At 68.5% G+C, this 12700-nt stretch carries 10 protein-coding genes and 1 pseudogene; all 11 read left to right on the forward strand.

Features of this window, described 5'->3' with window-relative positions; translation table 11 throughout:
• Window positions 1-4 precede the first annotated feature (4 nt).
• Window positions 5-598 (forward strand): molybdenum cofactor guanylyltransferase, encoded by a 594-nt coding sequence (gene mobA, locus AC5Y31_RS04215; RefSeq protein ID WP_499978288.1) that lies wholly within the window; start codon window positions 5-7, stop codon window positions 596-598.
• 1010 nt (window positions 599-1608) lie between these two features.
• Window positions 1609-1842 (forward strand): annotated as a pseudogene (locus tag AC5Y31_RS04220) (transglycosylase family protein); the annotation flags it as partial.
• 80 nt (window positions 1843-1922) lie between these two features.
• The gene (locus AC5Y31_RS04225; RefSeq protein WP_301636545.1) at window positions 1923-3179 is read left to right on the forward strand and encodes a saccharopine dehydrogenase NADP-binding domain-containing protein; all 1257 of its coding nucleotides are present in this window, start codon (window positions 1923-1925) and stop codon (window positions 3177-3179) included.
• Between the two features lie 101 nt (window positions 3180-3280).
• On the forward strand, window positions 3281-3871 hold the full coding sequence (locus AC5Y31_RS04230) for a DUF937 domain-containing protein (RefSeq protein WP_499978290.1): 591 nt from the start codon (window positions 3281-3283) through the stop codon (window positions 3869-3871).
• Window positions 3872-3950: 79 nt separating this feature from the next.
• On the forward strand, window positions 3951-6602 hold the full coding sequence (locus AC5Y31_RS04235; RefSeq protein WP_499978293.1) for a valine--tRNA ligase: 2652 nt from the start codon (window positions 3951-3953) through the stop codon (window positions 6600-6602).
• A complete protein-coding gene (gene folC, locus AC5Y31_RS04240; RefSeq protein ID WP_065025685.1) occupies window positions 6599-8026 on the forward strand; it encodes a bifunctional tetrahydrofolate synthase/dihydrofolate synthase in 1428 nt (475 codons plus the stop codon). The genes AC5Y31_RS04235 and folC overlap by 4 nt, the downstream gene beginning before the upstream one ends.
• Window positions 8023-8373 (forward strand): DUF4233 domain-containing protein, encoded by a 351-nt coding sequence (locus AC5Y31_RS04245; RefSeq protein WP_064856630.1) that lies wholly within the window; start codon window positions 8023-8025, stop codon window positions 8371-8373. The genes folC and AC5Y31_RS04245 overlap by 4 nt, the downstream gene beginning before the upstream one ends.
• A gap of 28 nt (window positions 8374-8401) precedes the next feature.
• Complete coding sequence (ndk, locus tag AC5Y31_RS04250) at window positions 8402-8848, forward strand: nucleoside-diphosphate kinase (protein ID WP_065025684.1); 447 nt, start codon at window positions 8402-8404, stop codon at window positions 8846-8848.
• 296 nt (window positions 8849-9144) lie between these two features.
• Entirely contained in the window at window positions 9145-11952 is a 2808-nt protein-coding gene (gene rne, locus AC5Y31_RS04255) for a ribonuclease E (RefSeq protein WP_499978295.1), read from the forward strand.
• Between the two features lie 139 nt (window positions 11953-12091).
• Window positions 12092-12403: a 50S ribosomal protein L21 gene (rplU, locus tag AC5Y31_RS04260; protein WP_064856633.1), complete on the forward strand. Its 312-nt coding sequence runs from the start codon at window positions 12092-12094 to the stop codon at window positions 12401-12403.
• Between the two features lie 14 nt (window positions 12404-12417).
• Entirely contained in the window at window positions 12418-12684 is a 267-nt protein-coding gene (gene rpmA, locus AC5Y31_RS04265; protein WP_065025682.1) for a 50S ribosomal protein L27, read from the forward strand.
• Window positions 12685-12700 lie beyond the last annotated feature (16 nt).

Here is a 12700-nt window from a genome sequence, read left to right on the forward strand (position 1 = left end):
CGCCATGACCGGCCGGTTGGCCGGGGTCGTACTGGCCGGCGGCGCATCGCGCCGGATGGGCCGCGACAAGGCCACCCTGACCGTGGCCGGGATGTTCGACGGCCGCACCCTGGTGGAGCACCTGGTATCGGTGGTCTCGCGGCGCTGCGATCCGGTCTTCGTGGTGGCCGCCCAGGACCAGGCGTTACCGGTTCTTGCCGCACAGGTGCTGCGCGACGAGGTGCCCGGCCTGGGGCCGCTGCCGGCCGTCGGACTGGGCCTGCGGGCCGCGGCGCGCGCGGGCGCCGATCGCGCCTTCGTCTGCGCGGTCGACATGCCGTTTCTGACGTCCGAGTTGATCGACCGGTTGGCGGATTCCACCCGGCCGCAAGATGCCCCTGACGTGGCCGACATCGTGCTGCCGCGGGCGGGGCGCGACCACTACCTGGCCGGGATCTACCGCACGAGGCTGGCCGAGACCGTCGACGCGCTGGTCGCCGCAGGGGAGCGGCGAGTAGGGGCGCTGGTCGATCTGGTCGAGGTCCGGCGCATCGTGGTGACCGATGCGGCCTCGCTGACCAACCTCAACTCTCCGGACGATGTGGCCGGACTGTCGTGAGCGCACCCGCGAAGCTCCGTGCCTTGAGCTGTTGACAGCAAATATCGCTGGGCGATTCTGATAACGGGTTTCGCGGTGCCGCGATTGGTGTACATAAATCCTTTTGTTATCGCGCCGACATACGGCGATTATCGTTGTGGGGACGGCCGTGGCGCCGCGGCGAGCGCGCTTGCGCTCGGACGGCGAAAGCGCCTGTCCGAGAGCGGGTTTCGGTCGCCTGCGACGGATTGGACGCTGCCGGCACCGATCGGCTGAAATGCCGGTCCGCAACGGCCCGATAGTTCGCACCGAGAAGAAATAATCTCGATGTTCGGCGAATTGGTGAAGCCGCGACCCGGCGAGCGGCGGGCGGGGCGGGACCGAACCGGCGGGCATACCGGTCGATGACGTTCTGACCTGCACCTGGTGGGGCAGACGATGCCGTTGGGGCCCGTGAGATGGTGCTGTCGCTCGCGCCGGCGGGCAAATGCGCGGGAAACCGTATCCGTTTTTCGTGGCCCAGCCCACAAAATAGCCGTGATTTGACTCACGAAAATCGGGTGGGCCGCCGGCCCGTAGGGAAGCGCAAAGTTATTGCTGACCTGCTGTAACCATTCGAACCGTCGCTGTGATGGTTTCGTTATCTGCCCGAAATGCTCGCGACATGCGATTGGACGGGCCGTATGAGCGTTTCGTAAATTTCCCTTCGCCCGAATGCAGGGCAAACAAATTGAATCCACGGAACCGCGTGTGAGCGGGGCCGCGGGCGGCCCCATGAATGCTTCCGCGGTGCCGGGTGTCATCCCCGGCGGGCAGACCCTGCCCCCGCTGTCGTGCCTGACCAAGACGGCACGTCTCGAAGACCACTCCGCCTGGACCACCAGGCTCGCCAGCCCACTCCGTGGGCGCTCGTCGGCGCGCGCACAGCGAAAGGAACGATGTTGAAGAACGTCCGGAAGCCCCTCACCCTGGCCGCGATCGCCGGCGCCCTGATCACCGGCGCGGTCGCCCTGTCCGAGGCCACCGCCAAGGCGGACGGCGTCAACTGGGACGCCATCGCGGCCTGCGAGTCCGGCGGTAACTGGTCGATCAACACCGGTAACGGCTACTACGGCGGCCTGCAGTTCAATGCGGGCACCTGGCGTGCCAACGGCGGCAGCGGTATGCCGCACAACGCCAGCCGGGCCGAGCAGATCCGGGTGGCCGAGAACGTGCTGCGCAGCCAGGGGATCGGCGCGTGGCCGGTCTGCGGCCGTCGCGGCTGACCTCCACATGACACGGCGCCGGGCGATGAGCCCGGCGCCGTCGTCGTCGGCGGCGCAATGCGCCCGGTAGCGTCGGGACCATGTCCGAAACGCCACGTGAGCTCGATGTCATCGTCTACGGGGCCACCGGCTTCGCCGGCAAGCTGACCGCCCAGTACCTGTCGCGCGCCGGCGGCGCCGCGCGTATCGGGCTGGCCGGACGCTCGGCGGAGCGACTGCAGGCGGTGCGCGATGAGCTCGGTGCCGCCGCTCAGGACTGGCCGATCGTGGTCGCCGACGCCGACGACCCCGCGACGCTGGAGGCGATGGCGGCCCGCACCCGAGTGGTGATCACCACCGTCGGCCCCTACACCCGTTACGGCATGCCCATGGTCGCCGCCTGCGCCGCCGCGGGCACCGACTACGTCGACCTCACCGGCGAGGCGACGTTCGTGCGGGAGAGCATCGACCTCTACCACAAGCAGGCCGCAGACAACCGAGCGCGCATCGTGCACGCCTGCGGCTTCGACTCCATTCCCTCGGATCTAAGCGTCTATGCGCTCTACCGGGCGGCCCGCGACGAGGGCACCGGAGATCTACTCGACACCGATCTCGTCGTGCGGGGCTTCTCCGGCGGTGTGTCCGGCGGCACCCTCGCCTCGATGGTCGAGGTCCTGAGCACCGTCGCCGGCGACCCGGAGGCCCGGCGTCAGCTGTTCGATCCCCATACGCTCAGCGTCGACCGGCCGGCGGAACCCCGGCTGGGCCGCGAACCCGACCTGGCCTGGCGCCGGGGCCGTGACATCGCGCCGGAATTGGAGGGAATCTGGACCGCCGGCTTCGCCATGGCGCCCTACAACACCCGCATCGTGCGGCGTAGCAACGGATTGCTGGACTGGGCCTATGGGCGCCGGTTCCGCTACGCCGAACACATGAGTGTCGGTTCGTCGGCCGCGGCACCTGTGCTCTCGGCAATCGCGACCGCGCTGGGCAAAGCGACCTTTGGGCTCGGTGGCCACCTCTTCCGGCTGCTGCCGCCCGCATTGCTCGAGCGGGTGTTGCCCAAGCCGGGCACCGGGCCAAGCCAAAGCACTCGCGAAAATGGCTACTACCGCCTCGAGACCTACACGAAAACGACCAGCGGAGCTCGCTACCTGGCGGTCATGGCGCAGCAGGGCGACCCCGGCTACCAGGCCACCTCGGTGCTGCTGGCCGAGAGCGCGCTGGCGCTGGCCCTCGATCGCGACGCCCTGTCCGATCACTATGGGGTGCTCACCCCGGCGGCCGCGATGGGCGACGCCCTGCTGGCCCGGCTGCCCGCGGCGGGCGTGACGTTAGAAGTGTCGCGGCTGCGCTGACCGGTGTTGAATCGACCGGTGCCGAGCTGCTGTTTCCGCTAGTGTTTTTGCTCGACCGCTCTTACGTCAGCACCCAGCAACGAAGGTGGACGAATACTCCCATGGCCGGCCTTGACGATCTCTTCGCGCAGATTCCCATCCAGGACATTGCCAACCAGCTCGGTGCCGACTCGGGTGAGGTGGACAGCGCCATCCGCACCCTGGTGCCGGTGCTGGTCAGCGGACTGAACCACAACGCCCAAGACCCGGGCCAGGCCGACAACATCGCCAGCACGGCCAACAGCTTCGCGGCCCAGGGCTTTTTGGGCAACGCGCTCGGCAGCAACCAGGCCGACGGCCAGCAGGTGATCTCGAGCATCTTCGGCGGCAACGACACCAGCCAGGTCGCCTCGGCGCTGTCGGGCGCCGGCGCGGGCAACAACGACCTGTTGCAAAAGCTGCTTCCGATCATCGCGCCGATCGTGCTCGCCTACATCGGCAAGCAACTGAGCGGCCAGAAGGAGGAGCCGGCCCAGCAGCAGGCTTCCGGCGGCGGCCTCGGTGACGTCCTGGGCAGCATCCTGGGTGGCATGGCCGGGGGCGGCGGCGCCAACAACCAGTCGATGGGCAGCATCCTGGGCAACATGCTCGGCGGCAAGACCGGCGGCGCCATCGGCGACATCCTCGGCGGACTGCTCGGCGGCAAGAAGTAGCCAGTCTTCACCAGCCCCCGGAACGATGCCGGTCCGGGGGCTTTGGCCTGTGCTGGGCCGTCGTTCCTAGAATTGAGCGGTGACCGTGACCCCCGATGCCGCCAACACCGATCACCTGCCCAAATCCTGGGAGCCGGGTGTGGTCGAGGACGCGATCTACCAGCGCTGGGTGGATGCCGGCTACTTCACCGCGGATCCGGCCAGCACCAAGCCCGGCTACTCGATCGTGCTGCCCCCGCCGAATGTCACCGGCAGCCTGCACATGGGCCATGCACTCGACCACACCCTGATGGACGCGCTGACCCGCCGCAAGCGGATGCAGGGTTATGAGGTGCTGTGGCTGCCGGGCATGGACCACGCCGGTATCGCGACCCAGAGCGTGGTGGAGCGGCGTCTGGCGGCCGAGGGCAAGACCAAAGAGGACCTCGGCCGCGCGGCCTTCATCGAGAAGGTGTGGGAGTGGAAGCGCGACTCCGGCGGCACCATCGGCACCCAGATGCGCCGGATCGGCGACGGCGTGGACTGGAGCCGTGAGCGGTTCACCATGGACGAGCACCTGTCACGCGCCGTTCGCACCATCTTCAAGCGGCTCTACGACGCCGGGCTGATCTACCAGGCCGAGCGGCTGGTCAACTGGTCGCCGGTGCTGGAGACCGCGATCAGCGACCTCGAGGTCAAATACGAGGACATCGAAGGCGAGCTGGTGTCGTTCCGATACGGCTCATTAGACGACGCACAGCCGCACCTGGTGGTCGCCACCACCCGGCTCGAGACCATGCTCGGCGACACCGCGATCGCGGTGCACCCCGACGACGACCGGTACCGAGACCTGGTCGGGACCAGCCTGGCGCACCCGTTCCTGGAGCGGCAGATCGCCGTGGTCGCCGACGCCCACGTCGACCCCGAATTCGGCACCGGCGCCGTCAAGGTCACTCCCGCCCACGACCCGAACGACTTCGAGATCGGCCTGCGCCACCAGCTTGCGATGCCGACGATCTTGGACACCAAGGGCCGGATCACCGGCACCGGAACGCAGTTCGACGGCATGGACCGCTTCGAGGCGCGGGTCGCGGTGCGCGAAGCACTGGCCGCCCAGGGACGCATCGTCGCCGAGAAACGGCCGTATCTGCACAGCGTCGGACATTCCGAACGCAGCGGCGAGGTCATCGAGCCGCGGTTGTCGATGCAGTGGTGGGTCGATGTGTCCTCGCTGGCCAAGGCGGCCGGTGACGCGGTCCGTAACGGCGACACCGTCATTCACCCCAAAAGCCTGGAACCGCGCTGGTTCAGCTGGGTCGACGACATGCACGACTGGTGCATCTCCCGCCAGCTGTGGTGGGGTCACCGCATCCCGATCTGGCACGGGCCGAATGGCGAGAAGGTCTGCGTCGGACCGGATGACACCCCGCCGGAAGGCTGGGAGCAGGACCCCGACGTGCTCGACACCTGGTTCTCCTCGGCACTGTGGCCGTTCTCCACGATGGGCTGGCCCGAGGCCACGCCGGAGTTGGCGAAGTTCTATCCCACCACCGTGTTGGTGACCGGCTACGACATCCTGTTCTTCTGGGTGGCCCGGATGATGATGTTCGGCACCTTCGTCGGCGATGACGACGCCCTGCACGGTGGCAAAGTTCCCTTCCACAACGTGTTCCTGCACGGCCTGATTCGCGATGAGCACGGCCGCAAGATGAGCAAGTCCCGCGGCAACGGCATCGACCCGCTGGACTGGGTCGAGACCTTCGGCGCCGACGCCCTGCGGTTCACCCTGGCCCGCGGCGCCAGCCCCGGCGGTGACCTGTCGATCGGCGAGGACCATGCCCGGGCGTCGCGCAACTTCGTCACCAAGCTGTTCAACGCCACCCGGTTCGCGCTGCTCAACGGCGCCCGGCCCGCGCCACTGCCGTCGCTCGAGGAGCTGACCGATGCCGACCGCTGGATCCTGGGGCGGCTGGAAGAGGTTCGCGCCGAAGTGGATTCGGCCTTCGACGGCTACGAGTTCGGCCGGGCCTGCGAGGCGCTGTACCACTTCGCCTGGGATGAATTCTGCGACTGGTATGTGGAGTTGGCCAAAACGCAGCTGGGCGAGGGGCTCTCGCACACCACCGCGGTGCTGGCCGCGGTGCTCGATACGCTGCTGCGACTGCTGCATCCGGTGATCCCGTTCGTCACCGAAACCCTGTGGCAGGAACTCACCGGAGCAGAGTCCCTGGTGATCGCCGACTGGCCGGAGTCGTCCGGAATCGGTCTGGACCAGGTTGCCGCGCAACGAATCGCCGACATGCAGAAGCTGGTGACCGAGGTGCGCCGGTTCCGCAGCGATCAGGGCCTGCGCGACCGGCAGAAGGTACCGGCCCGGTTGACCGGTGTCGACGACGCCGATCTGGCCACCCAGGTGGCCGCGGTGACCTCGCAGGCCTGGCTGACCGAGCCGGGGGAGGACTTCGCGCCGTCGGCCACCGTCGAGGTGCGACTGGGCCCCACGGGCGGTGGAAGCACCGTCGTGGTCGAACTGGACACCTCCGGGACCGTCGATGTCGCCGCCGAACGGCGCCGCCTGGAAAAGGACCTGGCGGCCGCGGAGAAGGAGCTGGTGGCCACCGCGGCGAAGCTCGACAACGAGGCCTTCCTGGCCAAGGCGCCCGAAGCGGTGGTCGACAAGATCCGGGCCCGTCAGCAGTCGGCCCGCGATGAAGTGGACCGGATCACCGTGCGTCTCGCAGGACTGACATGAGCGATCACCCGGTCGGCACCACCGAACCGACCCCGGATGAGATCGCGGCCCTGCTGCAGGTCGAGCACCTACTCGACCAGCGGTGGGGCGAGACCAAGATCGAGCCGAGCCTGACCCGGATCAACGCCTTGCTGGAGCTGCTCGGCTCCCCGCAGCGCGGCTATCCCTCGATTCACGTGGCGGGTACCAACGGCAAGACCTCGGTGGTCCGGATGATCGATGCGCTCCTGACGGCGTTCAGCCGTCGTACCGGTCGCACCACCAGCCCGCATCTGCAATCGGCGGTCGAGCGCATCGCCATCGACGGAGTCCCGATCACCCCGGCCAAATACGTGGAGACCTACGCCGAGATCGAGCCGTTCGTGCAGATGGTCGACGCCTCGTCACAGGCCGAAGACGGACCGGCGATGAGCAAATTCGAAGTGCTCACCGCGATGGCGTTCGCGGCGTTCGCCGACGCCCCGATCGACGTCGCGGTCGTGGAGGTCGGCATGGGCGGCCGCTGGGACGCGACCAATGTCGTCGACGCCCCGGTTGCGGTGATCACCCCGATCGGCATCGACCACGTCGACTACCTGGGCGACGACATCGCCGGGATCGCCGCGGAGAAGGCCGGCATCATCCACCGTTCCTCCGATGAGCTCGTCGACACCGTGGCGGTGATCGCCCGTCAGGCGCCCGAGGCGATGGAGGTGCTGCTGGCCCAGTCGGTGCGCGCGGATGCCGCGGTGGCGCGGGAGAACTCCGAGTTCGCGGTGCGCAGCCGCCGGCTGGCGGTCGGTGGCCAGCTGTTGGAGCTGCAGGGCCTGGGCGGGGTGTACGCCGATATCTTTCTGCCGCTGCACGGTGAGCACCAGGCCCACAATGCGGTGGTGGCGTTGGCGGCAGTCGAGGCGTTCTTCGGTGCCGGTGCCGAGCGTCAGCTCGACGTAGACACGGTCCGGGCCGGCTTCGCCGCGGCGACGAGCCCCGGGCGGCTGGAGCGGATGCGCAGTTCGCCGACCGTCTTCGTCGACGCCGCGCACAACCCGGCCGGCGCGGCCGCCCTGGCCCAGGCGCTGACCGACGAGTTCGATTTCCGGTTCCTGGTCGGGGTGGTCAGCGTGCTCGCCGACAAGGACGTCAGCGGAATCCTCGCCGCCCTGGAACCGGTCTTCGACCGAATCGTGGTGACCCACAACGGCTCTCCGCGGGCCGTGGACGTCGAGACGCTGACCGCGGCAGCGGTGCGGTGGTTCGGAGAAGACCGGGTGGTGACCACCGAGACGCTCGGGGACGCCATCGACACCGCGACCGCGCTCGTCGACGAGTTCGACTCCGAGGGCTCTGGACAGCAACCGTTCGCCGGAACCGGCATCGTGATCACCGGCTCGGTGGTCACCGCCGGGGCCGCCCGCACCTTGTTCGGAAAGGAACCGGCATGACCGACCACACCGCGGCGCCCGATCCGTGGCGCGGTTTCCGCGGCGTGATGGCGGCGACTCTGATCCTCGAGGCGATCGTGGTGCTGTTGGCGCTGCCGGTGGTCCACGTGGTCGGAGGCGGGCTGACGCCGGCGTCGCTGGCCTACCTGCTCGGTCTGGCGCTGGTGTTGGTGCTGTTCACCGGAATCCAGGGCCGGTCCTGGGCGATCTGGGCCAACCTGGCGGTGCAACTGGTGTTGGTCGCCGGGTTCGCGGTCTATCCGGGCGTCGGAGTGATGGGCCTGGTGTTCACCGGCGTGTGGGCGCTGATCGCCTACTTCCGGGCCGAGGTGTTGCGCCGGTCGTAGCGGGGCGGCTATTCGGTACGCTGACGCGGTGACTGAGCGGACTTTGGTGCTGATCAAGCCGGACGGCGTGAACCGTCGGCTGGTGGGCGAGATCATCAGCCGGATCGAGAAGAAGGGCCTGACGCTGGCGGCGCTGGAACTGCGGCCGGTGCAGCAGGCGGTCGCCCGGCAGCACTACGGCGAACACGAGGGCAAGGCGTTCTTCGCCTCCTTGCTGGACTTCATCACCTCCGGCCCGGTGGTCGCCGCCGTGGTGGAGGGACCGCGGGCCATCGAGGCGTTCCGGCAGCTCGCCGGCGGTACCGACCCGGTGGCCAAGGCCACCCCCGGCACCATCCGGGGTGACTTCGGACTGGAGACCCAGTACAACCTGGTGCACGGCTCCGACTCGCCGGAGTCGGCCGAACGCGAGATCGCGCTGTGGTTCCCCGACCTGAAGCCGTCGGCGCCGACCTCACCCATGACACTGGCCTGACGTCGCAGTTAATGCCTTTGGCCCGGGTTGCTCCGGTTGTGTGGGATACTGACGAACGGGTGAACGTCACCGGACCGGTGTCGGACACCCGAATGAAGACTTAGCGAGTGCGACGGTCGCGATATGTGATGCGGCGCCGATCGCGGGTCCTCATTCAGCCAGGCACCGAGTCGGTTCCACCCGAGCCCCTCGGAGCGAGACCACCACAAGCCCGGGGGAAGTGAGCCGGGCGAATAACGAGAAGCCCTCGCGTGGCCGCGTCGTAGTTACGCGCCCGGGGGCTTGAGGAGACTTACGTGGCAGACCCCTCTCTTTTTAAGGGCCCTTTTTCAGACGCACCGGCGGTGCCGGCCGAGCAGGAGGAGTTGCCCGACCGGCTGAGGGTCCACTCCCTGGCCCGGGTACTGGGAACCACCAGCAAGCGGGTGCTGGATGCCCTCATCGAGCTGGATGGCCGGGCGCGCAGCGCCCACTCCAGCGTGGACCGCGTCGAGGCGGTCCGCGTGCGTGACCTGCTGGATTCGATCGAGAAGCCGACCGCCGAGGTGGCCGAGGAGACCGGTGAGGTTGCCGAGGAGCCCGAGTCCCGGCTGCTGCTGGAGACCGCCCCGGAGGCCGCCAGCGCCCGGGTCGTCGACTACATGCCGCTGTTCGTGGCGCCGCAGCCGGTCACCTTCGAGCCCCCGGCGTCCGACGACAGCGACGACGGGTCCGACGATGACGACGACCTCGGCCCCGACGCCGACGCCGATGCCGACGACGAGAACGGGGACCGTCCCGCCAGCCGTCGCCGCCGTCGCGGCCGGCGCGGACGCGGTCGGGGCCGCGGCTCCGAGGGGGGCGCCCCAGACGACACGGCCGACACCGCCGACTCCGACGATGACACCGAGGACGACGATTCGGCCGCGGAATCCGACGAGACCACCGATACCGACGAGAGCGGCGACGACGAGACCGATTCCGCCGACGAGACGGGCAGCCGGCGCCGGCGCCGCCGCCGTCGCCGCAAGACCGGTAACGGCGATGACGACGACACCGGGTCCGCCGATGACCCGCCCAACACCGTCGTGCACGAACGGACGCCGCGCGCCAAGACCGCCAGGAACGCCAAGAACGAGAAGAGCTCCTCGGACGACGAGATCCAGGGCATCACCGGCTCGACGCGACTGGAGGCCAAACGTCAGCGTCGCCGCGACGGCCGCGACGCCGGGCGCCGCCGTCCGCCGATCCTGAGCGAGGCCGAGTTCCTGGCCCGCCGCGAGGCCGTCGAACGCCGGATGGTGGTCCGGGACCGCGTCCGCACCGAACCGCCGCACATCGGCGCCCGCTACACCCAGATCGCCGTGCTCGAAGACGGCGTGATGGTCGAACACTTCGTGACGTCGGCTGCCTCCACGTCGTTGGTCGGCAACGTCTACCTGGGCATCGTGCAGAACGTGCTGCCCTCGATGGAGGCCGCGTTCGTCGACATCGGTCGCGGCCGCAACGGCGTGCTCTACGCCGGTGAGGTGAACTGGGAGGCGGCCGGCCTGGGCGGCGCCAACCGCAAGATCGAGCAGGCCCTCAAGCCGGGTGACTACGTCGTCGTCCAGGTCAGCAAGGATCCGATCGGGCATAAGGGGGCCCGGCTGACCACACAGGTGTCGCTGGCCGGCCGCTACCTGGTGTACGTGCCGGGAGCGTCGTCGACCGGGATCAGCCGCAAGCTGCCCGACACCGAGCGCCAGCGGCTCAAGGAGATCCTGCGCGAGGTGGTGCCCGCCGATGCAGGCGTGATCATCCGCACCGCGTCGGAGGGTGTCAAAGAAGAGGACATCCGCGCCGACGTGGAACGCCTGCAGGAACGCTGGAACCAGATCGAGGCGACCGCGGCCGAGACCAAGGCCAAAGCCGCCGGTGCGGCGGTGGCGCTCTACGAAGAGCCCGATGTCCTGGTCAAGGTGATCCGCGACCTGTTCAACGAGGACTTCTCCGAGCTGGTGGTCTCCGGTGACGACGCCTGGGCGACGATCAACGAGTACGTGGGGTCGGTGGCGCCGGAGCTGATGGCGAAGCTGACCCGCTACCAGGCACCGGAGGGACCGGAGGGGCAGGCCGGGCCGGACGTTTTCGCCGTGCACCGCATCGACGAGCAACTGGCCAAGGCGATGGACCGCAAGGTCTGGCTGCCCTCGGGTGGGACGCTGGTCATCGACCGGACCGAGGCGATGACCGTCGTCGACGTCAACACCGGCAAGTTCACCGGGTCCGGGGGCAACCTCGAGGAGACGGTGACCAAGAACAACCTGGAGGCCGCCGAGGAGATCGTGCGGCAACTGCGCCTTCGCGACATCGGCGGCATCATCGTCATCGACTTCATCGACATGGTGCTGGAGTCCAACCGGGACCTGGTGTTGCGCCGGCTGACCGAGGCGCTGGGACGGGACCGCACCCGCCACCAGGTCTCGGAGGTGACATCGCTCGGGTTGATCCAGCTGACCCGCAAGCGGCTGGGCACCGGGCTGATCGAGGCGTTCTCGACGTCGTGTCAGCACTGCGCCGGGCGCGGCATCATGGTGCACGCCGACCCGGTCGACTCGGCCGCGCCGGGGCGCAAGTCCGAGCCGACCAGCCGTCGCAGCAAGCGGTCGAAGAAGCCCAAGGTCGACGAACCGGTGGTGGCCAAGGTTCCGGTGCACACCCCCGGTGACCATCCGATGTTCAAGGCGATGGCCGCGGCCAGCGACCGCCACGACGACGAGGCGGAAGAGCCGCAGGACACGACCGACACCGACGAGCAGCCCGACGTCGAGACCGAGGAGCAGCTGCCGGTGGAGGCCGTCGAGGAGGCGGCTGACGACGTCGCCGATGAGGACACCGAGGACTCCGACGAGGACGCCGACGAGGACACCGAGGACTCCGACGACGACTCCGATGAGGATGACGTCGAGGTCGATCTGGATGACGATGACGACGACTACGACGACGATCTGGATGTCATCGACGAGTCGGACGATTCGGATGAGGCCGACGAGTCCGACCAGGACACTCTGGCCGCCGCGGCGCCCTACGAACGTCCCCGGCGGCGGCGGGCGGCGGCCCGCCCGGCCGGGCCGCCCAGCTGAGAAGGGCCGGTTTGACCCCTTAGTCGCTGGTCAAGTACCCTAGACCAGTTGTCACCAGGCCGGTGGACTCGGCCGACAAACCCCAGCTGTACGCGAGCCTCGATAGCGCGCGCTCCGAAAGAAGAGGAAGACACCAACGATGGCGACGTACGCAATCGTCAAAACCGGCGGCAAGCAGTACAAGGTTGCCGTCGGCGACGTGCTCAAGGTGGAAAAGCTCGAGTCCGAGCCGGGTGCATCGGTATCGCTGCCGGTCGCGCTGGTGGTGGACGGCACCACGGTCACCACCGACGCCGCCAAGCTGGCGAAGGTCGCGGTCACCGGCGAGGTGCTCGAGCACACCAAGGGCCCCAAGATCCGCATCCACAAGTTCAAGAACAAGACCGGCTACCACAAGCGGCAGGGTCACCGTCAGCAGTTGACCGTGCTCAAGGTCACCGGAATCAAGTAAGGGGAGCGAACGAGATGGCACACAAGAAGGGCGCTTCCAGCTCACGGAACGGGCGCGATTCAAACGCGCAGCGACTCGGCGTCAAGCGGTTCGGCGGCCAGGTCGTCAAGGCCGGCGAGATCCTGGTCCGCCAGCGCGGTACCCACTTCCACCCGGGCATCAACGTCGGGCGCGGCGGCGACGACACGCTGTTCGCCACGGCACCGGGTTCGGTCGAGTTCGGCCAGAAGCGCGGCCGCAAGACCGTCAACATCGTGCCGGTCGCCCGCGCGGAGAGTTAACCAACCGGCCCTGCGT

The sequence above is a fragment of the Mycobacterium sp. NGS18 genome, from assembly GCF_059813185.1.

Bases quoted from the DNA above. Each gene is read 5' to 3' on its own strand.
- rplU (WP_064856633.1), top strand. From the start codon at position 12,092: ATGGCGACGTACGCAATCGTCAAAACCGGCGGCAAGCAGTACAAGGTT.
- rpmA (WP_065025682.1), top strand. From the start codon at position 12,418: ATGGCACACAAGAAGGGCGCTTCCAGCTCACGGAACGGGCGCGATTCA.
- AC5Y31_RS04245 (WP_064856630.1), top strand. From the start codon at position 8,023: ATGACCGACCACACCGCGGCGCCCGATCCGTGGCGCGGTTTCCGCGGC.
- AC5Y31_RS04225 (WP_301636545.1), top strand. From the start codon at position 1,923: ATGTCCGAAACGCCACGTGAGCTCGATGTCATCGTCTACGGGGCCACC.
- AC5Y31_RS04230 (WP_499978290.1), top strand. From the start codon at position 3,281: ATGGCCGGCCTTGACGATCTCTTCGCGCAGATTCCCATCCAGGACATT.
- mobA (WP_499978288.1), top strand. From the start codon at position 5: ATGACCGGCCGGTTGGCCGGGGTCGTACTGGCCGGCGGCGCATCGCGC.
- folC (WP_065025685.1), top strand. From the start codon at position 6,599: ATGAGCGATCACCCGGTCGGCACCACCGAACCGACCCCGGATGAGATC.